The following is a 22,239-nucleotide window of genomic DNA, read 5'->3' on the forward strand; positions in this document are numbered from 1 at the left end:
TGCAATGACGCCGAAAACCGCCGTAGCCGCACCCGCTGACGCCCCTGCCGCCGCCCATGCCGAAGCCCAGCGCCGGCGCATCCTCGACGCCGCCCAGAAGTGCTTCATCACCCGTGGTTTCCATGCCGGTTCGATCGGCGATATCGCTGCCGAGGCCGAGATCAGCCAGGGGCTGATGTACCGCTATTTCGCCAACAAGCGCGCCCTGATCCTGGCCCTGATCGAGCGCCAGCTGCGCCACGACCAGGCCTCGATTAGCGAGATGCCGGTGGCGTCCGATCTGATTGATGGGCTGCTGGAGTGCTACCAGCAATGGGCGCGCGGCGAGGTGCTGCCGATCCACGGCAATGCCATCGCCAGCGTGGCCCTGTATGCGGAAATCAACGCCGAGGCGCATCGCGACCCGATGCTGGCCGAGGTGCTGCGTACCCATGACAAACAGACCAGCGCCGCGATCCATGCCTGGCTGCGTCAGCGTGATGCCGATCAGGGCCGCGGCGTGGACGAAGAGCGGATTGCCAGCCGAACCCTGCTGCTGCGACTGCTGGTGGAAGGTCTGGCGATGCGCGCCGTGCGCGATCCCGACCTGCCGCCGGAACGGGTGCGGGCGCTGCTGGCCGATGCCATCGGGCGGGTGATGGGGGATTGAGGGCCGCGTGCATCACCGCTCGTCAGAGCAAGAGCTGCAGTGAGAACAAGGCTGTGATCGTGGGATACAACCAACAACTTTCAAGGTAGCGATTAGGGCGGTGTATCTGACAATGCCGCGCCATGGCCCTAGGGATCATCGACCCGTCAGGCCTGATTGAAGGCCGATCCATTAAAGAATGCAGGCACCGGGCCGATAGCAGTCGCGACCCAATGCTTTAAGGATGACGCACAGTGTCTGCACACAGTTCCTATCCCTCAGGAATGAATTCGTCTACGCAGGAGGCACCCGCACTGTGGTCGCGTGCGGCAGCAGCATTGGATGTGATCAATGCACATAGGTGGGCATTCGCTGTCGCAGGCACATTTGCGATGGTGATCTTCTTCTGGCGCATCCGATATCTTCCCAGCCTTTCATTGACAGATATCGGCCTGGTCGCGTTCGCGATCGTGGTGTTCTCTTTCATCATGATGCTGGTTTTCGTCTTGGTCTTGCTAATTCCGGCCATTCTGTTGGTCGAGTGGCATAGGCTGGGACTGATCTTCGGTAAGAACAGTGTCGGCAAGGCCGATACCCGAGAACGGACGCTTACCATCTATAGCCTGGCTTGGCTGATCTTGGGAGCACTGATTGCAGAATGCCTCCTGTACGTTGCACTTATTTCTGAATTCGGCACTGCCCATGATTCCGTTTTTCCGATAATTATGGGCTTGGGGACCACAGCAGCGTTTGTTCCAATGATCTGGACCTCCACGCCAGATGTTGCTGCGCGCCGCATCAGCAATGCCGCCCCGTGGTGTGATTTCTGGTCGCTTCGGCTGGTCCTTCTCTCCGCCGGGCTCTACCTTTTCTCAATGCCACTCGTAGCGCTTGTGGTGCTCGGTACCCATGAAGCTGCGGCCTCGCTGGCGGACTGGCAGTTCGGTTTCATGCTGCTTGTGCTGCCAATCCTGCACTTCGCCTTCTTCAGCGTCTGGAGCTTGCCTACACGCCACAAACTGGTTGCCCTTGGCGCGATCATCATCTACGTACTGCTCTTCGCAGGTACGCTCTTCGAAGCGCTTGACCGTGCTGCGAGCACCTTCCAACTAGGCCTGTTGAAGCATCAAAGCGTGGTCGTTTCCAGCGAAGGTTGCCGCATTGCCAAGTCGTCGCGGATTGTGCGGGCCTGTCGCAAACTGGACGGCACAGGCGCAACCCTGTACGAGATTCGCGACGTACAGATCCTGAACCGGCTCGGTAGCCATGTCGTCATCGCCCATAACCAATGGAAGCCCACTCACCCAACCGGGTCAGTACCAATTCCAAGCGCGGACGTCAGGTCCTGGTTCCCGCTCGTCCCCGTGAAGGGCCTACCGCGTTCGCCCCGCTCAAGGGCACCGGCTGCCATGGTCGATGTTCCCGCACAAAGTTCTATCTCCACTCCCCCGATGACTCGCAAGTTCCTCCCTCGGCGCAAGGCGGTGACTTGCATTCCTCAAGAATCTGACAGCGGCAGCGCCGGCCATTTGTGATATGTGCTTGCGGTCACAGGATTGTGGCAGCACAACTTGGGCTCACATCGGCATCACCCCAATACGGACATAGATAACATCTGCTGACGTAGCGTCATGCCGACTGCCTTTAATGCTGCCCTCGCCTCCAGTCACGCCACGCGCCATGGACGAAGCCGACCGCCTGCTTGAAATCGACCGCCTGCATCTGCTCGACACGCCAGCCGAACCGGTGTTCGATGCAATCGTCGCCGCCGCGCGTGCCGCCACCGGCATGACCATGGCACTGATCTCGGTGGTCGCCGACGAGCGTCAGTGGTTCAAGGCCAACATCGGACTGGAAGGTGTCAGCGAGACCGCACGCGAGATTTCTTTCTGCACGCATGCGATCCAACAGGATGAGCTGTTCGAAGTTCCGGACGCGCGCCAGGATCCGCGATTCTCCACCAACCCGCTGGTGACCGGCGGCCCGCGCATCCGCCACTACGCCGGCATCTCGCTGGGCTCGGCGCACGGCGCTCGCATTGGAACGCTGTGCCTGCTCGACCCGATGCCGGGCGTTCTGTCTCCCTCGCAGCGCGAATTGATGGTGCATCTGGCCCGGGTCACCACCCAGGTGCTGGAGCAGCGCAGCACGCTGATGGCCCAGGTCGGCCAGGCCAAGGCCCTGCATCGTGAGCTGAAGCGCAGCGAGGACTTCCTGGAGCGCACGAACCGCGCGGCCCGGGTGGGTGGCTGGGAAATGGACCTGGTCAGCAACGAGGTCCGCTGGACCCGCGAAACCAAGCAGATCCACGGCGTGCGCAGCAACTTCGAACCGACGCTCGAAACTGCGCTCTCGTTCTATCGCGAGGACAGCCGAAACATCATCCGCACGGCGGTGCAGCGTTGCATCGATGAAGGCACGTCGTGGGAGGTGCAGCTGCCGATGACCACCGCCGACGGACGAGCCATCTGGACCCGCGTTGTTGGAGGCCGGCAGCAGGTCGATGGCCGGCCGCGGCTGGTCGGGGCCATACAGGACATCACCGAGGAGCGCGCCGCGCTGGATGCACTGGAAGCAAGCGAAACCCGCTACCGGCGGTTGTTCCACTACAGCCTTGGCCTGATCTGCACCCACACGCTGGAGGGCGTGCTGACCTCGGTGAACCCAGCGGCGGTGCAGTCACTGGGCTTCGATGAGAGCTACATGATCGGGCGCAGCTTGTGCGACCTGATGCCGCCGGAGAAGCGGGCCGCGTTCAAGGCGTATCTGGAACGCATCGCAGTCCACCACACCGATGCCGGCGTCATCGAGCTGATCGCCGCCGATGGTACCCGGCATTTCTGGGCGTATCACAACGTGCTCGACAACGAGGCCACCCCACCCTACGTGCTCGGCCATGCGCAGGACGTCACCGCACTGCGGATGCAGGAACAGCAGTTGCGCGAGATGTCCTTCAAGGATCCCCTCACCCAGAGCTACAACCGCCGCTTCCTGCCCCGCCTGGACGAACTGATCGACCAGCCTTGGGCCTGCCTGATGTTCGATCTGGATCATTTCAAGCAGATAAACGACACCCAGGGCCATGCACGGGGTGACACGGTGCTGGTCGAGTTCGCCGCCTTCCTGCGCACTCCACTGGGGTCAATGGAAAGCGTAGTGCGTATGGGTGGCGACGAGTTCATGGTGGTGCTGACTGCACCGGAACCGGGACGGCTGGCCGCGCTGGAGCAGTGGTATGCGCAGCATGCCGGGCAGTCACCCACACCCTTCTCGCTGGGCGCGACCCACCATGCACCCGGCGAGACGGTGGCCGACACCCTGCAGCGCGCCGACAGCCGCCTGTATCGCGAGCGTGCACGCGTGCGCACGCATCCGCGTCCCTGATCCTGAGGCTGCTCCTGTGGAGCCAAAGGCAACGGCTCCTGCCGTTGCCTTCGGCTCCACAAATGCCCACACCGGGCCTGCGCCTACTCCGCTGCCAGCGCCTGGATCGGATCCAGTTGTGCCGCGCTGCGCGCCGGGAAGTAGCCGAAGCCAAGCCCGATCGCAGACGAGCACGCCAGCGCGGCAAGCACCGGGCCCGCCGTGAACAGGAACGGCACACCCAGCGACAGCAGGCTGGACAGCGCACCCACGCCGAACGCGAACAGCACCCCCAGCACGCCACCGAACAGGCAGATCAGCACGGCCTCGATCAGGAACTGGCGCAGGATGTCGCCCTGCCGCGCGCCCACCGCCAGCCGCACGCCGATCTCGCGCACGCGCTCCTTCACCGAGACCAGCATGATGTTCATCACCCCCACCCCGCCGACCACCAGCGCCACCGCCGCAATCGCCGAAACCAACGCGGCCATGGTCTGGCTGGACTTCATCACCGCCTTGCGGATCTGGTCGGCGTTGTAGATGAAGAAGTCACGACGGCCATGCAACCGCTCCAGCTCGGCCCCCAGCGAGGCTTCGGCTGCGTTGGTGGGCACGTTGTCGCGCACGCGCACCGTGATGCTCTCCAGGCGCTCGCTGCCCAGCAGCCGCGAGGCCGCCGAGGTATACGGCACGTAGACCGTCGGGGTTGCACCGCCCGCGAACGCATTGGCCCCGACCACACCGATCACCTCCACCGGCATGCCGCCCAGCAGCACCGTGCTGCCGATCGGGCTGCCGCTGAACAGCGCTTTGGCCGCCTTTTGGTCGACCACACCCACTGCTCGATGCGCATCCACTTCGGCGTCGGTGAAGAAACGGCCGGCCTTCAGCCGCAGCCCACGCACGCGCGGCATGTCGGCCCCCACGCCCAGCACCTGGGTGTTGGCACGCCGGTTGCCTTGCAGCGCCGCCACCGATCCGCTCAGGTTCGGGCTCACGCTGTCCACGTAACTCAAGGCCGCAAGATGGTCCGCATCGCCCACCACCAGTGTCTCGATCTCCGCCGAGCGCGGGTCACCGAAATCGGCGCCCGGGAAGATCTCCAGCGTACTGGCGCCCAGTTCGTTGATCTGTGATTCGACCTGCGCCTGTGCGCCCTTGCCCAGCGCAACCACGGTCACCACGGCCGCAACGCCGATGATGATGCCGAGCATGGTCAGCAGCGTGCGCAGGCGATGGGCCAGCATCGAGCGCACGGCCATGCGTGCGGCTTCGCGAACCGCATCCATGCGTGCGCGGCGCTCGGTGACCGGCGACGCGCCGCATTCGGTCCCGGGTGTTTCAGCCGCAGCACCCGATCCCCGCTCGCCGCGGTCGGCCACCACCCGGCCGTCGGCGATCTCGATCACTCGCGCCGCGTTGGCGGCGATCGCTGCATCGTGCGTCACCAGGATCACCGTGTGGCCCTGTGCATGCAGGCGCTTCAGCTCGGCCATCACCTGCTGGCCACTGGCGTGATCGAGCGCGCCGGTGGGTTCATCGGCCAGCACGATCGCGCCGCCGTTCATCAGCGAACGGGCAATGGACACGCGCTGCTGCTGGCCTCCGGACAGCTGGCTCGGCCGGTTCGCGATGCGTTCGCCCAACCCCAGTGTTTCCAGCAGCGTGCGTGCACGGGCAGTGCGCACGTCCGCCTCCACGCCGGCATAGACTGCCGGCAGCGCCACGTTCTCGGTGGCACTCAGGTTCTCCATCAGGTTGTAGCGCTGGAAGATGAAGCCGAAATGCTCGCGGCGCAGGCGTGCCAGCGCGTCCGGCGCCATCTGCTCGGTGGCCTCGCCGTTCACCCGATAGCTGCCCTCGGTCGGCCGGTCCAGGCAGCCAAGGATGTTCATCAGCGTGGACTTGCCCGAGCCCGAGGGGCCGATGATGGCGATGAACTCGCCGGCATCGATGCGCAGCGAAACGTCCTTCAGCACCACCACCTCGCCGGCGGCGGAGCGATAGGCGCGCGATACGCCATGCAGTTCCAGCAGTGCGTCGGCCATGCTCACATCCCCAACAGGCTGGCGGCTTCCGGCTCAGCGCCGCTGGGCGCCTGGCCGACCACGACGTTCTCACCCTCGCGCAGGCCGGACAGGATCTGCACGGCGGTGGCGGTGCGCAGGCCGGTCGTCACCGCACGCTGCTGGGGGCGGCCCTTGGCATCGACCACACGCACGGTGCCGCGGTTGCCGTCCTTGTCATTCGACTCAACCAGCGCCGTCAAAGGCACCTGCAGCGCGTTGGCGACCCGCGCCAGCTGCAGGGTCACCTTCACCGTCATCGAGGGCTTCAGCTTCAGACCGGGATTGGCCACGTCGAACAGGCCGGCGTAGTACACCGCCTTCGGCGTCTGCGCAGAGCCACCCGCATTGCCGGTGGCGACGTCGGCAATCGAGGAGGGCGCCGGTTCCAGCTGCTGCAGGTGGGATTCATAGCGGCGGCCGCTTGGCCCCAGTGTCGAGAACCACAACGGTTGCCCTGGTGCCACCAGCTCGACGTCGGCCTCGGCGATCTCGGCGCGCACGGTCATCGTATCCATCTGCGCCAGCATCACGATGGTCGGCGTGGTCTGCATCGAGTTCAACGTCTGCCCGGCCTTGGTGACGATGGCCACGATGTAACCGTCGCTGGGCGAAACAATGCGGGTATAGCCCAGGTTGATCCGTGCGGTTTCGACCTGGGTCACGGCCTGGTCGATCTGCGCCTGCAGCGCGGCCACCTCTGAGCGTGCCGCATCGCGCGCCACGCGTGCGGCTTCGAAACCTTCCTGTGACACCAGGCGCGACGCCACCAGCTGCGACTGCCGCTGGTAAGCACGGCTGGCCTGCGCATAGCGGGCCTGGCTGGCGGCATGCTGGGCGCGCAGCGTGTTGGTGGCCGCCTCGGCACTGCGCAGCGCGATACGCTGCGGCTGCGAATCGACCTCGGCGATCAGGTCACCGGCCTGTACGCGCTGGCCCAGCACCACATGCAGGCGCTTGACCTGGCCGGACACCTGCGCACCCACCGCCACCAGCTCCTTGGGATGGAGCCGGCCGACCGCCTGTACGGTCTTCTCCAGATCTGCCACCCTTGCCGGCGCGGTGATCAGCGCGGCATCATCGCCGCCGGCAAACGCCCACCATCCAGCGCCGGCGGCCAATGTGGCCACCGTAGCGGCAATGATCCAGGTCCTGCGGTTGCTCATCGAAACGCCCGGCTGCATGCAGTCGCCCAGTGCGACCGCCGAAACCGCAGTCTGGAAGCCGCGGATGGACGTTTCTTGGAGCCACTGTGGAGATTGCATGGAGGCGCGGCAGCCGTTCAGGCACCAGCCCCGCGCCTGAATGCTGCAGCCTGCGTCCACGCAATCTCGACACAATCTCGACCGAGTCTCCATCAACGGTCGCTAGCCTCGTCGGCCTCGCCGACTGCCCGCCTGCCGTGTCCCTTTCACATCCAGACCTGCCACCCATCGATGTGCGCCGTGCCTACCTGGCGTGGTGTGCGCCTTCGCCGTGGTTGATCGCCTTCGTGTTGGCATCGACCACCAGCTGGATGCTGGCTGCGTCGGATCCGTTACCCCCGCTGCTGGCGGGCTTCGGGGCCGCCGCCCTGGTGGGGTTCCGCAGCGATGGGCCCGGTGGCACCGGCCGTTCCGGCGCTCTCGCGTCGCTGGCGCTGATTGGTCTGGCGGTCTGGGCGGCAACGCACCCGGTTGCCGACGTCACCCTGCATCTGCTGCTCGCCCTAGCCACTCTCGTGGTCGTCGCCCTGCTGGCACTGCGCCTGCGCGCCATCCTGGGCATGGCCTCGCGGCTGCAGGCCCGGGTGAACACCAGCCCCATGACATCGCGCTGGAGCAAGCTGCCGGCGGCGGTGTCCACCCTGGTGCTGCAGCAGCTGCGCGGCGCAGGTGCAGTGGAACCCAGCCTGCAGCGCACGCTGGTGCTGGCCACCCTGGCCTGGGCTGCCAACGAAGAGGCGCAGGACATGCAGCGCCGACGATGACCCTGCCCCTGATCCCGCCCTTGCCCACCCTTGCCCCGAACCCGCAGCACGCGATGAAACACGATCTCCGTACCCGACAGGCACCCTTGGTGCTGATTGCCGAAGATGAGGGCGAAATCGCCGACATCCTCAGCGCCTACCTGGCCCGTTCCGGCCTGCGCAGCGCCCGCGCCGCCGACGGTGAGGCGGCACTCGCCAGCCACCGCCAACTGCGCCCGGACCTGGTGCTGCTGGATGTGCAGATGCCAAAACTGGATGGCTGGCAGGTGCTGAGCGAACTGCGACGGATCGGCAACACCCCGGTCATCATGCTCACTGCGCTCGACCAGGACGTGGACAAGCTGACCGGCCTGCGCGTGGGCGCCGACGACTACGTGGCCAAGCCATTCAATCCGGCCGAGATCGTCGCCCGCATCCAGGCCGTGCTGCGCCGGAGTTCCCGGCCCCTGGTCGAAGCGCCCAACGGGCTGATCCGCCAAGGGCCCTTCGAGATCGACCTGCGCAGCCACGAGGTGACCGTGCGCCATGGCGAGCAGGTGCACGAACTGAACTTCACCCTCACCGAGTTCCGGCTGCTGGTGCACATGGCGCGTGCGCCACGGCAGGTGCATGCGCGGGCCGATCTCCTGCATGCCTGCCTGCCCGAGGGCGACGCGCAGGAACGCACCGTCGACAGCCATGTCAGCAAACTGCGGCGCAAGCTGGAGGATGTCGGCGTGATCGGCATTCCCGCCACCATCCGCGGCGTCGGCTACCGCTTCCTGGACTGAATGATGAACCCCAAAGGCAAGAGCATCGGACGCCAGATCACGCTGTCCATCACGGTGGCCTCGCTGTGTTCGACGGTGCTGTCGATCAGCGGCTTCTACCTGTTCTATTACCTCATGGAGGTGTTCTATCCGCGCTGGTACGACGAGCCGGAAACGATCATGCCGTCCGGGCTGGAATGGCTGTGGATCGGATTGACCGCCACCGTGGTCGTCATCTTCGCCACGCTGGTCGCCTCGCGCCTGACCCGGCGCATCATCACGCCGTTGAACTCGGTGGCCGAAAGCCTGCGCCGGGTCGCCAGTGGCGATCTGGAAGCGCGTGCACGCGGTGGTGATACCACGATGGCCGAAGCGGCCACGCTGGTCAGCGATTTCAACTCCATGGCAGAACGGCTGAGCCGGATGTCCGAGAACCGGGTGTTCTGGAACGCGGCGATCGCGCATGAACTGCGCACGCCGATGACCATCCTGCGCGGCCGCCTGCAGGGCATCGCCGAAGGCGTGTTCGAGCCGGGGCCTGAGCAGTTCAACAGCATGCTCACCCAGCTGGAAGGCCTGACCCGCATCATCGAGGACCTGCGCGTGGTCAGCCTGGCCGAGAGTGGCCACCTGGATCTGCGCCTGCAGCGCAGCGATGTCAGTGTGCAGGTGGCCACGGTGGTTGAAGCGATGTCCGAGGCACTGACCGAGAGTGGTTTCTCGGTGACCTTGGACGCACGACCTTCGCTGGCCGACTGCGATCCTGCACGCATCCGCCAGGCAGTACTGGCACTGTTGGAGAATGCACGACGCCATGCCATTCCCTGCCCGCTGCGGGTGTACGTGACGCTGGCAGAAGGCCATTGCACCGTCACGGTGGAAGATGGCGGCCCCGGTGTGCCGGACGACCTTCGCGACAGCATCTTCGAAGCCTTCCAGCGCACGGATGTCTCGCGTTCGCGGCAGAGTGGTGGCTCCGGGCTTGGCCTGGCCGTGGTGCGTGCGATTGCCGTGGCCCATCACGGAACAGCGCTATGCCGGGCCACCGAACGTGGTGGCAGTGCCTTCGAAATCCGCTGGCCTGTGCATGCCCGCCGTTGAGACGGTAGACACTGCCCTGGTAGCGGCCCACCTTGGTGGACATTCGCATCGCTGAACGGCGCCGGTTTCTCCACGCAATCTCCATCGTCCCTCCATGCCTCCTCCAAAGGGCTGCAGATACTGGGCGCGATCCGGGAGATGGCAGGCATCCGTCCCCTGCCCTGACTCCGACCCATCCAGGCATCCCCATGAAACCCCCACACGATCCGGCGGCCGCCGCCGGCAGCATCGGCCAGCAGAACGCGGCCGCCACTCTCAAGGCCATCCTGCGAACCTATCCGTGGCAGCTCACCGGCACCTTTTCGCTGGTGGCGCTGGAAAATGCGCTGCTGCTGGCGTATCCGCTGTTTGCCGGCTTCGCGGTGGATGCGATCATCCGCGGCAACATCGGCCACGCCATCTCCTACGCCGGCGTGGTACTGCTGTTCTGGCTGGTCGGTGCTGCCCGCCGTGCGGTCGATACGCGTACCTTCACCCGCATCTATGCCGACCTGGCGGTGAACGTGGTGCAGGCGCAGCGCAGGCTGGGCCACGCCACCTCCACCTCGGCCGCACGCGTTGTGCTGGCCCGTGAGTTCGTCGACTTCTTCGAAAAGCACGTACCGATCATCGCCACCGCGCTGGTATCAATGTTTGGTGCGGCGGTGATGCTGCTGGTAATCGAACCGCTGGTAGGCGCCGCGAGCCTGATCGCCTTGCTCGGAGCGGTGTTGCTGATGCCGTCGTTCGCACGCCGCAACGAGCAGCTGCATGGGCGACTGAACAACCGGCTGGAGCATGAGATCCGCCTGGTCGACCGGGTCAGTCCTTCGGTACTGCGTCGCCACTACACCACGCTGTCGCGGCTGCGCATCCTGCTCTCCGATCGCGAAGCCGGTGCCTTTGTGGTAGTTGGCGCGGCGGCAGCGGTGCTGTTCGCGCTGACGATCGGCCGTCTCGCCACCACCGACGGTGTGACGCCGGGTCATGTGTACGCGGTGATGACCTATCTGTGGACGTTCGTCGGCAGCCTGGATGATGCACCGTCGATGGTGGATCAGCTGGCGCGGTTGAAGGACATCGGCCGCCGCGTCAACCCCGGCATGGATGATACGGAGCACAAGGACGCCGCGTGACCGGTAGATGCCCACCTTGGTGGGCAACGATATATCGCGGCGCCAACCAAGGTTGGCGACTACCGGGGCAACGGTGCCAACCAGGATTGGCGGTTACCTCGTGGAAGGACATCGGCCGCCGCGTCAGCCCCGGCATGGAGGATGCGGAGCACAAGGATGCCGCGTGACCGGTAGATGCCCACCTTGGTGGGCAACGATGTATCGCGGCGCCAACCAAGGTTGGCGACTACCGGGGCAACGGTGCCAACCAGGATTGGCGATTACCTCGCTGAAGGACATCGGCCGCCGCGTCAGCCCCGGCATGGAAGATGCGGAGCACAAGGATGCCGCGTGACCGGTAGATGCCCACCTTGGTGGGCAACGATGTATCGCGGCGCCAACCAAGGTTGGCGACTACCGGGGCAACGGTGCCAACCAGGATTGGCAATTACCTCGCTGAAGGACATCGGCCGCCGCGTCAGCCCCGGCATGGAGGATGCTGAGCGCAAGGACGCCGCTTGACCGGTAGACGCCCACCTTGGTGGGCAACGATGTATCGCGGCGCCAACCAAGGTTGGCGACTACGTTGCCGTGCACCCGCACATCGCCAATGCACCGATGATCAACGCTTCCATGCTGCGGTCGAACTCGGCCTCCTGCGCCTTCCGATCCAGCGGACGTCGCGTGGGATCCACCACCGCATGCCGCGAGTACACGGTGTCGGCCAACGCCACGGCGTGATAGGCCACGGTCGACAGCAGCCACGCCGCCTGCTCCAGCGGCAGGCCATGCACGCGGCTGAATTCGGCATGGTGGCGCCGGATGCGCGCCAGCATCTCCGGTGTCTTCGCGCCGTGGCTGACCAGGAACGGCGCCAGCCCCGGATTCCCGTCCACCAGCGTCCGCAGTGAACGTTGGAACGCACGCAGATCCTCCTCGATGCTGCGCCGGCCAGCGGCATCCAGTGCCGGTGCCTGCCAACGCTCGAAGATCGCCTCGGCCACCAGCTCGCGCAGTGCCGCCAGATTCGCCACATGCTTGTACAGCGCGATGTGGCTGACCCCCAGCGCCGCCGCCACGCCCACGAAGCTCAGCCCCGGCAGCGTCATGGCAATGCCGGCGTCGGCGATGCGCTCGCGGGTGATGGTGGGCGGTCGCCCACGGGCAGCGGTCTTTTTCGGTGCAGCCATGCGGTAACGGTTCCTGCGCGGTGCGCGGGCAAGGGCTGTCATGGTGGTCCGCAGCGACGCCGTGGTCAACGCGTCGCTGCGGTCCGTGGACAGGCCCCGGTTGCGGCACGATCAATTTAGTTTACTATGATGTAACTAATTCGCATTTGCAGTGTCCAGGATCGTTGTCGATGTCCGCGTCCCCCACTTCAATCACCCCGGCCGGGCCGCTGCGCGGCGCCGACCATGATCGCGGCCTGCAGGCGCTGCAGGTCCAGGTGGTCGCGGTTGCACAGCCGTGCGCCAGCCTGCTGCGCCTCGTGGTCCAGCTGCCGGAACATGCAGAACTCGCGCCCTGGCAGCGTGCCAACACCGCCGTGCGCATCCAGCTCGGCGCCACGTTCGGCGATGTGTCACGGATCTACACCGTGCGCAGCCTCGATCCCAACACCTGCCAGTTCACCCTGGACGTAGTGCTGCACGAGGCGCCGGGGCCGATGCTGGCCTGGGTACGTGCGCTGCGCCCCGGTGATGCCTTCGATCTGACCGGACCGCGCCCCCATCTGCAGGTGCCGCAGCGCGAGGGCACCTCCGCCCTGCTGTTCGCCGACCCAAGCGCCATCCCTGCCCTGTTTGCATTGCTGCAGCAGTGGCCCACCGGCCTGCACGCAGAGGCCTGGATCGCCTCGGATGATGCATTCCCGGTAGACGAACTGCCCGCCATTGAAGGTGTCCGCGTGCTCCGCCTCGCCACCGGTGACGCGCCGTTGCTGCAGCAGGCGCGCCAACTGCGGCCGGAACCCGGCAGCACGGTCTGGGCGGCCGGCGAGCGCGAGGAAATGCGTGCCCTGCGCCGCCACTTCATCGAAACGGTCGGCCTGCCACGCAGCGACGTTGCCGTGGCCGGCTACTGGAAACGTGGCGAAACCACCACCGAGACCGACCAGCGTCGCCGCCGCAACTACGAGCGCGTGCTGGCACGCGGCGGTGGCCTGCAGGACCTCGACGACCTCGCCGACGATATCTGATCCACCCCGCAGTATCCGCGCCCCGCGCTTCGTTCCACCCAGCCACAGATCGCCCACGCACCTCGCGTGCAGCACTGCCACACCGGCAGTGCCGTGCCCTCTGCCAGCCATTCCACAGCCCGCGTCGTCCTGCCCCTGCAGGTCACAGACGGCGCCGTGCTGGCCGATCGCACGACCCACCACACGAGAACCGCCATGTCCCTCCCCCTGCGAACCCTGCCCCTCCCACGCCGCTCGGCGCTGTCCCTGGCCGCCCGTGCAGCGTTGCTGCCCACCCTGTTGATCGCCATCGCCGCGCACGCCAACGATGCACCCGATGGCGCCCGCCAGTTGCCCACGGTGAACGTGCGCGCCGACAAGTCCGCTCCCACCGATGCCTATGCGGGTGGCCAGGTCACGCGCGGCAGCCGCGTCGGCCTGCTCGGCGAGCGCGACTTCATGGACACGCCGTTCAACACCACCCGCTACACCGCCGAATTCATCGACAACATCCAGGCGCCGGACCTGGTGCGGGTCATCGCACTGACCGACCCCAGCGTCTACAACAGTGGCTCCAGCGGTGGCATCACCGACTACTTCAACATCCGCGGTTTCGGTGTCGCCTCGTCGGATATCGGCTTTGGTGGCCTGTACGGGCTGATCCCCTACTACCGCGTCACTCCCGAACTGGCCGAGAGCATCGAAGTGCTGAAGGGCCCGTCCGCGCTGCTCAACGGCATGCCGCCCGGTGGCTCGGTGGGCGGTGCGGTGAACGTGGTACCCAAGCGTGCAGGCGACACGCCGCTGACCCGCTTCACCGCCAGCTACGGCAGCGATGCGCAATGGGGCGGTCACCTGGATGTCGGCCGCCGCTTCGGCGCGGACAAGCAGTTCGGCGTACGCCTCAATGCCGTGCACCGCGACGGCGACACCGCCACCGACCACCAGCAGCACAAGACGCAGCTCGCATCGCTCGGCCTGGACTGGCGTGGTGAGCGCTCGCAGGTGTCGCTGGACCTGTTCAGCAGCCGCGACCATGTGGATGGCCTAAACCGTGGCGTCTCGCTGGCGCCCGGCCTGGCCGTGCCCCGCCCGCCGAAAGCCAGCACCCTGTTTGCACCGGACTGGACCTTCAGCACCGTCAAGGACCAGGCCGCCGCACTGCGCTGGTCGTTCGACATCAATGACTACCTGCAGGCGCATGCCAGCTACGGCCACGGCCATACCGATTTCGACTCCATCGCCAGTGCCACCACGCTGATCACCAACACCGCCGGCGACTTCCGCAACAACTTCGCCCACCAGCGCTTCATCTACAGCAAGGACACCGCCGAAGCCGGGTTGTCGGCGCGCTTCCGCACCGGCGCGGTCGATCACGCGCTGGCCATCAGTGCAGCCTGGTACCAGCACGACCAGAAGTTCGGCTTCAAGCGCAACCTGCTGGCCCGCGATTGGGTAACCAATATCTACAACCCGCAGTGGGGCCCTGCCATCGACCGCAGCTTCAGTGATGCGTCGCTGCCGAAGACCGCGGAAGTGCGCACCACCAGCTTCGGCATCGCCGATACGCTGTCCTTCATCGATGATCGTGTGCAGCTGACCCTGGGCATCCGTCACCAGACCGTGCTCAGCGATACCTTCGATGGCGGCACAGGCAAGCGCACCGCACGCTACGACGCCAGCGCCAACACCCCGGCCGGTGCACTGCTGTTCAAGGCCAGCGACCGCCTGTCACTGTATGCCAATTACATCGAAGGCCTGAGCCAGGGCAGCACCGCCCCGGCAACCGCCGCCAACGCGGGCGACGTGTTCCCGCCGTTCAAGACCCGCCAGCGCGAGGTCGGTGCCAAGCTCGACTTCGGCCGCTTGGCCAGCGCATTGAGCGTGTACGAGATCGAAAAGCCCAGCTCCTATACCGACCCGACCACGAATGTCTTCTCGTTCGGAGGCCAGCAACGCAACCGGGGCGTGGAATGGACCGTGTTCGGCCAGGCCACCGAACAGCTGCGCGTGCTCGGTGGCATCGGCTGGCTGCAGCCGAAGCTGACCCGTACCCAGGGCGGCGTCAACGAAGGTCGGTTGGCGACGGCCACACCGCAATGGCAGGGCAAGCTCGGCGTCGAATGGGACGTGCCGACCGTGGCCGGCCTCACCCTCACCGGCAACGCGGTCAGCCTGTCCAAGGGCTACATCACTGCTGACAACAGCCAGTGGGTGGCGGGCCGCACCGTGTTCGATCTCGGTGCCCGCTATGCGACGCAAGCGGCCGGCCATCCGCTGGTACTGCGTGCCACCGTGCAGAACGTGACCAACAAGGCGTACTGGGCGGGCAGCCTCGGCTCCGGGCTGGGCACGCCACGCACCGCCCTGCTGTCGGCCACCGTCGATTTCTGATCCTCGTTTCAAGGGCGCCACGCCATCGTGCGTGGCGCCCCGGAGAACTGATGTGAGCGTTTCCCGTACCGCCTCCGTGCTGACCTGGCTGCCCCTGGTCTCACGCGTCATCGCCGCGTTGTTCGGCGGCTATGTGCTGGCCGCACTGTGCAGCATCGCGGCACTGGCGCTGCCCATCGATGGTCGCCAGGCCGTGTTCACTGGCATGCTGGCCAGCTTCCTGCTGTACGCCGGCGCCGTGGTCTGGGTGTTCGCGGTGCGCTCGGCGTGGCGCGCGTGGCTGGGCCTGCTCCTCGTCGCGTTGCCCTTGTGGTTGATCGCACAGACGGTCGGCAACGGAGGCGCTGCATGAGCAAGGTCGATCGCACTCCGAAGCCACGCGGCATCCGCCAGACCATGTCCGACCTGCATATCTGGGTGGGGCTGCTGGCCGGCTGGATCCTGTACGCGATGTTCCTCACCGGCACCGCCAGCTACTTCCGCGACGAGCTCTCGCGCTACACCCGCCCGGAAATCGCCACACCGTCCGTGTTGCCGGACGCCGCTGTGGTTGCGCAGCGTACCGTCACGGCGATCATGGCCGACACAACGGCGGCCAGCCAGATCAACCTGAGCCTGCCGAGCACGCGCATGCCGTGGGTGTCGGCGATGTGGGCCAGCCCGGGAGGGCGCGGCCGGCATGGTTTCGACTCGGGCCTGTTCGACGCCAGCACCGGTGCGCCGCTGCAGGCACGCGACACCGGCGGCGGCGACTTCTTCTATGCGTTCCACTTCAACCTGCACTACATGCCGGCGATGTGGGGCCGCTGGATCGTCGGCCTCTGTGCGATGTTCATGCTGGTGGCCATCGTCAGCGGCGTGATCACCCACAAGAAGATCTTCGCCGACTTCTTCACCTTCCGCTGGGGCAAAGGCCAGCGCTCCTGGCTGGACGGTCACGCGGCGCTGTCGGTGCTCGGGCTGCCTTTCCATTTCATGATCACCTGGAGCGGCCTGGTGATGCTGGCGGTGCTGTACATGCCGTGGGGCCTGGCCAAACTGCCGGACAAGCGTCAGCAGGCCGAGGTGGTCAGCGAGATGCGCCTGTTCCTGCCGCCGCAGAAGGCCGCCGGCCACCCTGCTCCGCTCACCAACGTCGGTGCACTGGTGCAGCAGGCCGAGCAGCGTTGGGGAGCCGGCGCGGTGGGCAGCGTGCAGGTGCAGAACCCGGGCGACGAGAACGCTCGCGTGGCCGTGGTGCGTGCGCAGTCCAGCCGCGTTTCGACCACCCCGAACTATCTGCTGTTCGACGGCAGCGGTGGGCAGCTGCTGCAGATCAAGGAACACTCGGGCGTTGCCGCCGATACCCAGGGCGTGCTGTATGGCCTGCACCTTGGCCGCTTCGCCGATGCCGCCCTGCGCTGGCTGTACTTCATCGTCAGCCTGGCCGGCACGGCCATGGTCGGCACCGGGCTGGTGCTGTGGACGGTCAAGCGCCGTGCGCAGCTGCCTGATCCGCAGCGCCCCTACTTCGGCTTCCGCCTGGTCGAGCGTCTCAACATCGCCACCGTCGCCGGCCTGTCGGTGGCGATGGCGGCCTACCTGTGGGCGAACCGCCTGCTGCCCGTCACCATGGACGGACGCGCGGCGTGGGAGGTGCATGTGTTCTTCCTGGCCTGGGCGGCCATGTTCGTGCACGCCACGCTGCGCACACCCAAGCGCGCATGGATCGAACAGTTCCTGCTGGCGGCGTTGCTGCTGGCGCTGCTGCCGGTGCTGACTGCGGTGACCACGCTGCATCCGCTGTGGCGCACGCTGGCCGCGGGCGACTGGGCATTCGCTGGCACCGACCTGACCCTACTGGCATTGGCCGCCCTGCACACGCTGCTGGCCTGGCGCACCTGGCGGCACGCGCCGAAGGTGAAGTGTACACGGCCGTCTGCCGCGTCACGCACTGCGGCACCGGAGGCCAGCGCATGATCCACGTCATTCTGTTCGTGTTGTCGCTGGCCGCGTTCGCCTGCCTGGCACTGGCGATGGAGCGTCATCAGCGGGACGTATTGCGTCGTGTGCTGAGCGCGCAGGCAACCCAGCAGCTGCGCGCGATTGGCTGGGCACTGCTGGTGTTCAGTACCGTGTTTGCCATGCGCGGGTTGGGCGTGGGTTTCGGTCTGGCTGCGCTGTCCGGTCACACCAGCGTTGCCGCAGGCGTGGTGGTGCTGGCGATGGTGGCGCATGGGCGGTGGGATCGGTAGATGCCCACCTTGGTGGGCGCCGATGGAAGCCAGCGCCAACCAAGGTTGGCGACTACCGGGCCTGCGCGGCGTTGCTTTGGTAGATGCCCACCTTGGTGGGCACCGGGAGCGATAGGCACCCATGCGCCGCTGGGCGCTACAGGAACTCCGCCATGCGCTGCAGTTCGTCTTCAAGCGCGCCACGAAACACCTTGTCGCGGGCCAGCGACTTGCCGGCGTAGCCCACGCTGGACGCCAGCTCACCGCCGCGCACGCTGAGATTGGCCCAGCCCACCACCTGGTCGTGCCACAGCACCGGCAGCGCGTAGTAGCCGTATTGCCGCTTCGGCGCAGGTGTGTAGGCCTCGAACTTGTAGACCCAGCCCCACAGCAGCTCGAAGCGGCGGCGGTCCCACACAACCGGGTCGAACGGCGCCAGCAGGCGCACCTGATCGTCCGGCGCATGCCGGCGCGAGCGCGGATTCTCATCCGCCGGCCAGTACCAGGTGGTGCCCTCCAGCGTGCAGCTGGCCAGCTGCTGCTTGGCCAGCTTCAACGCCAGCCGGGTCTGTTCGGCCAGATGCGGTGCGCCGTAGCCCAGTAGGCGCACCAGATAAGTCAGGCTGGCCGACGGCAGCGGCGCGTACTTGCGCACCACCAGATCGATCAGGGCCGCGGCGCGTTCAATCTGCGCCTGCTCGCTGGCATCCGCCTCTACGTGGTCGGCCACCGCGTAGATGCGGGTGCCGCTGTCGCGCCGTTGCACGCGCAGCAGGCCGCGGTAGTGCATGCCGTCCAGCAGGTGCGTGCTGGCATTACTGGTGCCACCCCAGTAGTTGGTCACCCGGCCATGCGCGAACGCCTGGTCAACCTCGCGCGGATGGACGCTGCCACGTTCGCGCACGAAGGCCAGCACGTCCGCGGCACGCCGCTGGGTCTCGGCGTCCCATTCGCGCTTGGACACGCGCGGGTGCATCAGCGCCAGATGTTCGCGCGGCAGGAAGCCGTAGTTCACCAGGCAATCTTCTTCCACTGGCAGGCGCGCATAACGCCGCTCCAGGTCACCGGCGCGGTAGTCCTTCACCCGGTGGCGCAGGGTCAGGTCCTGCGCGCGTGCCGGTGCGCGGATCGGGTCGGCCTGCACGAAGCCCAGGCGCCGGATCGCGGTCAGCAGCGTGGTGGGTTTGAACAGCGTGCGCGCCACCGCGTGGCGGCGCAGATCATCGAGGGTGGGTGTGGCAGGCATGGCCGCATTGTAGATCCAGGCCATGCATGGATGGGGCCGTGGGGAACCGTGCAACGGCATCCACGCATGGCGTGGATCTACCGAAGTTCCAACACCTCCAGCGAACCGATCACCAGCGCACGCATGCCCTGCTTGAACTCGGTGATCACCTGGCCCTCTTCGTCGTCTGCAATGCCATAGACCGTGTCGGCACCGGCAATGCAGTAGAACGCGATCGTGGCCAGCAGCCAGCGTGCCTTGTCGAGCGGCAGGCCGAACACCTCGGCCACATGCGCCTGGTGCGAGGCAATCTTGTCCAGCATCGGCGTGGTCGCCACCGAACGGCGCAGCAGGTACGGCGGTAGTCCGGGGTGCGCTTTCACCACCTCGCACAGCGATTCCACGAACGCCAGCAGGTAGGCCTGCAGCCCACCCGGCGCATCGGCCGAGGCTCGCGGAATCTGCCAGCGCTGGAACACCGTGTCGGCCACCAGCCGCTTCAAGGCCTCCAGGTTGGCCACGCGCTTGTAGAGCGCGGCCTGGGTCACTGCCAGTTCGGCGGCCACGTTGGCCATGGTCAGGTTCGGCAGGCCCAGCGTGATGCCGATGTCGGCCAGGCGATCGGGGGTGATGGTGGGCGGACGGCCACGGGCCGACGCCGGGGTTTCAGGGTGCATGTTCATACCGTAGCGAGGGTGCCAGCAAAGGGCCCCTCTTGTCCGCTTCATATGGTTTAGTTTAATTTACTCAACTAATTAGGAATGCGTGTGGTTCGCAACCCCGCCGCCGTCCGCAATCGAGCCCATGGCTCATTTCCCGCCAGGTCCCCACCCAGCCGACAACCCTGCGCTGCGCCCTCCCCCGTGCTTGCCGTCGGCAGCGCGCCAGGCGCGTTAGCACCTGCGATTCACAGGAACCTGGCATGACCGTGTACCACCTTTCCTCTCCCCTGAAGCCCGCAGCGGCCGCCGCGAGCCGCGTGCAGATGCATCCGCCGATGGCCCGGCGCTACCGGGTGTCGGCCCTGGCACTGGGGCTGCTGGCCTCGTTTGCCGCGCTTGCCGACTCCGCGCCGTCCACGCTGCCCTCGGTGCAGGTGCAGGAACAGCGCCGGGTGACCGGCGACTATGCCGGCGGCCAGGTGGCTTCCGGTAGCCGGGTTGGCCTGCTCGGCGACAAAGACTTCATGGACACGCCCTTCAGTACGGTCAGCTACACCGAAGCCTTCATCCGCGACCGTCAGGCCAAGGACCTCACCGACGTCATCGCCGCCACCGACCCGACGGTGTTCAGCAACGGCGTCACCGGCGCCTGGAGCGAGAACTACGCCATCCGTGGCTTCGCCTCCAGCACCAGCGATACCACCTTCAACGGCCTCAGCGGCATGGCGCCCTACTACCGCACATCGCCGGAGATGTTCGAGCGCATCGAGGTGCTGAAGGGCCCGTCCGCGCTGCTCAACGGCATGCCACCGGGCGGCTCGGTCGGTGGCAGCGTCAACCTGGTGCCCAAGCGTGCGAGCGAGCAACCGCTGCTGCGGGTCAGCGCCAACTTCGCCTCCGATGCGCAGTTTGGCACCCACGTGGATGTGGGCCGCCGGCTGGGCGCCGACAAGCCGTTCGGCATCCGCTTCAACGGCGCCTACCGTGATGGCGACGGCGCAGTCGGCAAGCAGAGCAAGAAGGTGCAGCTGGGCGCGCTGGCGCTGGATTGGCGCGGCGAGCGCGCCCGCCTGTCCGCCGATCTGTACAGCGCCGACGACCGCGTCGATGGCCCTGCCCGTGGCGTCGGCCTGGCACCGGGCGTGGCGATTCCGCGGCCGCCGCGCGGCGATACGTTGATCAACCCGGACTGGGCCTATGTGGACAGTCAGGACAAGGGCGCGATGCTGCGTGGCGAGCTGGACATCAACGAACACCTGATGGCCTACCTGGCCTATGGCACCAGCAAGACCGACTACCGCTACAACGGTTCGATCAGTGCGCAGATTCTCAATCCGGCCGGTGACTTCACCACGGTGATGGGCCAGCTGGCGTTCGACATCAAGAAGCAATCCGGTGATGCCGGCCTGCGCGGCAGCTTCCGTACCGGCAGCGTGAGCCATCAGTGGGCCGCCAACGTGACCCACTACCAGCACACCCAGAACGACTACGGCCGCCGCAGCGTGCCGGGCTGGGACTGGACCACCAACCTGTACAACCCGGTATGGGGCCCGGCTGCGCCGTTCATCGCACCGCATATCTCGCACACCGAGCTGCGGCTGGACAGCATCGGCTTCGCCGACACCTTGTCCTTCGCCGATGACCGCGTGCAGCTGACGCTGGGCGTGCGTCGCCAGCAGGTGGTCAGCGAAACCTTCAACGTGGCCAGTGGTGCGCGCACCTCGCGCTATGACGAGAGCGCCACCACCCCTGCCGCCGCGTTGCTGGTGAAGGCCACCGATAAGCTTTCGATCTACACCAACTACATCGAAGGCCTCAGCCAGGGCGCCACCGCACCGATGACCGCCGCCAATGCCGGCGATGTGTTCGCACCGTTCCGCACCAAGCAGAAGGAGCTGGGCCTGAAGCTGGACCTGGGCAGCTTCGCGCACACCTTCAGCGTGTACGAGATCAAGCGCGCAAGCAGCTACACCGACCCGGTCACGAATATCTTCTCGTTCGGTGGCGAACAGCGGAATCGTGGCGTGGAATGGGGCTTCTTCGGTTCACCGCTGGACGGCGTGCGCCTGCTGGGCGGCGTGGCCTATGTGCAGCCGAAGCTGACCCGTACTGCCGGCGGGGTGAATGAAGGCCGCATCGCCACAGCGGTTGCACAGCGGCAGGCGAAGCTGGGCGTGGAATTGGATGTGCCGGCGTTGGAGGGCTTGACCCTGACCGGCACTGCCACTGCGATGTCGAAGCAGTACATCAGTGCCGATAACCGCCTGTCGGTGCCGGGGCGTACGTTGTTCGATGTGGGTGCGCGCTACAGCACCACGATGGCGGGACGGCCGCTTGCTTTGCGCGCCACGGTGAACAACGTGACCAACAAGGCGTATTGGGGCATGCCGCTGTTGTCGAGCCTCGCATTGGGTGCGCCGAGGACGGTGCTGTTGTCGGCCACGATGGATTTCTGAAAGGCATCCACGCATGGCGTGGATCTACTGGCATTCGCCACCTAGAGAGTCGAGCCATGCTCGACTCGCTTCATCAGTAGAGCCAGGCCATGCCTGGCTGCCTCCATGTTGATCCGCCAGAAGCATCCACGCATGGCGTGGAT

General features: G+C 66.3%; 18 protein-coding genes. 13 read left to right on the forward strand and 5 right to left on the reverse strand.

Features of this window, described 5'->3' with window-relative positions:
• Positions 1-4 precede the first annotated feature (4 nt).
• The 3 genes from N7573_RS01425 (at position 5) to N7573_RS01435 (ending at position 4,012) form a co-directional block, all read left to right on the forward strand.
• Positions 5-649 (forward strand): TetR/AcrR family transcriptional regulator, encoded by a 645-nt coding sequence (locus N7573_RS01425; RefSeq protein WP_279911856.1) that lies wholly within the window; start codon positions 5-7, stop codon positions 647-649.
• 371 nt (positions 650-1,020) lie between these two features.
• Positions 1,021-2,163: a hypothetical protein gene (locus tag N7573_RS01430; RefSeq protein ID WP_153675724.1), complete on the forward strand. Its 1,143-nt coding sequence runs from the start codon at positions 1,021-1,023 to the stop codon at positions 2,161-2,163.
• Between the two features lie 145 nt (positions 2,164-2,308).
• Positions 2,309-4,012: a PAS domain S-box protein gene (locus tag N7573_RS01435; RefSeq protein WP_279911857.1), complete on the forward strand. Its 1,704-nt coding sequence runs from the start codon at positions 2,309-2,311 to the stop codon at positions 4,010-4,012.
• A gap of 83 nt (positions 4,013-4,095) precedes the next feature.
• Here the strand turns inward: N7573_RS01435 and N7573_RS01440 are convergent, their stop codons facing one another.
• Complete coding sequence (locus tag N7573_RS01440; RefSeq protein WP_279911858.1) at positions 4,096-6,039, reverse strand: MacB family efflux pump subunit; 1,944 nt, start codon at positions 6,037-6,039, stop codon at positions 4,096-4,098.
• 2 nt (positions 6,040-6,041) lie between these two features.
• A complete protein-coding gene (locus N7573_RS01445; RefSeq protein ID WP_182266127.1) occupies positions 6,042-7,223 on the reverse strand; it encodes an efflux RND transporter periplasmic adaptor subunit in 1,182 nt (393 codons plus the stop codon).
• Between the two features lie 236 nt (positions 7,224-7,459).
• On the opposite strand from N7573_RS01445, the gene N7573_RS01450 reads away from it, so the two are divergent.
• From N7573_RS01450 to N7573_RS01465, 4 genes are all read left to right on the forward strand, one after another.
• Positions 7,460-8,026 carry a hypothetical protein gene (locus tag N7573_RS01450; RefSeq protein ID WP_279911859.1) on the forward strand — a complete coding sequence of 189 codons (567 nt, stop codon included), beginning with the start codon at positions 7,460-7,462 and terminating at the stop codon, positions 8,024-8,026.
• A 53-nt stretch (positions 8,027-8,079) separates the two neighbouring features.
• The gene (locus N7573_RS01455; protein WP_164162198.1) at positions 8,080-8,796 is read left to right on the forward strand and encodes a response regulator; all 717 of its coding nucleotides are present in this window, start codon (positions 8,080-8,082) and stop codon (positions 8,794-8,796) included.
• A gap of 3 nt (positions 8,797-8,799) precedes the next feature.
• Positions 8,800-9,876, forward strand: coding sequence for an ATP-binding protein (locus N7573_RS01460; RefSeq protein ID WP_182266129.1), 1,077 nt, complete (start codon positions 8,800-8,802; stop codon positions 9,874-9,876).
• 188 nt (positions 9,877-10,064) lie between these two features.
• Positions 10,065-10,991: an ABC transporter six-transmembrane domain-containing protein gene (locus N7573_RS01465; protein WP_182266130.1), complete on the forward strand. Its 927-nt coding sequence runs from the start codon at positions 10,065-10,067 to the stop codon at positions 10,989-10,991.
• A 560-nt stretch (positions 10,992-11,551) separates the two neighbouring features.
• Here the strand turns inward: N7573_RS01465 and N7573_RS01470 are convergent.
• A complete protein-coding gene (locus N7573_RS01470; protein ID WP_279943065.1) occupies positions 11,552-12,160 on the reverse strand; it encodes a TetR/AcrR family transcriptional regulator in 609 nt (202 codons plus the stop codon).
• Positions 12,161-12,330: 170 nt separating this feature from the next.
• Between N7573_RS01470 and N7573_RS01475 the strand changes: the two genes are divergently transcribed.
• The 5 genes from N7573_RS01475 (at position 12,331) to N7573_RS01495 (ending at position 17,774) form a co-directional block, all read left to right on the forward strand.
• Positions 12,331-13,167 carry a siderophore-interacting protein gene (locus tag N7573_RS01475; RefSeq protein WP_279912125.1) on the forward strand — a complete coding sequence of 279 codons (837 nt, stop codon included), beginning with the start codon at positions 12,331-12,333 and terminating at the stop codon, positions 13,165-13,167.
• Positions 13,168-13,362: 195 nt separating this feature from the next.
• Positions 13,363-15,540 (forward strand): TonB-dependent siderophore receptor, encoded by a 2,178-nt coding sequence (locus N7573_RS01480; protein WP_279912126.1) that lies wholly within the window; start codon positions 13,363-13,365, stop codon positions 15,538-15,540.
• A 52-nt stretch (positions 15,541-15,592) separates the two neighbouring features.
• Positions 15,593-15,892 (forward strand): DUF3649 domain-containing protein, encoded by a 300-nt coding sequence (locus N7573_RS01485; protein WP_279912127.1) that lies wholly within the window; start codon positions 15,593-15,595, stop codon positions 15,890-15,892.
• Positions 15,889-17,499, forward strand: coding sequence for a PepSY-associated TM helix domain-containing protein (locus tag N7573_RS01490; RefSeq protein ID WP_279912128.1), 1,611 nt, complete (start codon positions 15,889-15,891; stop codon positions 17,497-17,499). Before N7573_RS01485 ends, N7573_RS01490 begins: the two co-directional genes overlap by 4 nt.
• Positions 17,496-17,774, forward strand: a complete 279-nt coding sequence (locus N7573_RS01495; RefSeq protein WP_154352653.1) for a DUF3325 domain-containing protein — start codon at positions 17,496-17,498, stop codon at positions 17,772-17,774. Before N7573_RS01490 ends, N7573_RS01495 begins: the two co-directional genes overlap by 4 nt.
• A gap of 136 nt (positions 17,775-17,910) precedes the next feature.
• Here N7573_RS01495 and N7573_RS01500 read toward each other — a convergent pair whose 3' ends face one another.
• Positions 17,911-19,023 (reverse strand): crosslink repair DNA glycosylase YcaQ family protein, encoded by a 1,113-nt coding sequence (locus N7573_RS01500; protein WP_279912129.1) that lies wholly within the window; start codon positions 19,021-19,023, stop codon positions 17,911-17,913.
• 53 nt (positions 19,024-19,076) lie between these two features.
• Complete coding sequence (locus N7573_RS01505) at positions 19,077-19,661, reverse strand: TetR/AcrR family transcriptional regulator (RefSeq protein WP_279912130.1); 585 nt, start codon at positions 19,659-19,661, stop codon at positions 19,077-19,079.
• A 239-nt stretch (positions 19,662-19,900) separates the two neighbouring features.
• Between N7573_RS01505 and N7573_RS01510 the strand changes: the two genes are divergently transcribed.
• Complete coding sequence (locus N7573_RS01510) at positions 19,901-22,096, forward strand: TonB-dependent siderophore receptor (RefSeq protein WP_279912131.1); 2,196 nt, start codon at positions 19,901-19,903, stop codon at positions 22,094-22,096.
• Positions 22,097-22,239 lie beyond the last annotated feature (143 nt).

It is taken from the genome of Stenotrophomonas sp. GD04054, assembly GCF_029836955.1.
GTDB classification, from domain to species: Bacteria; Pseudomonadota; Gammaproteobacteria; order Xanthomonadales; family Xanthomonadaceae; genus Stenotrophomonas; species Stenotrophomonas maltophilia_A.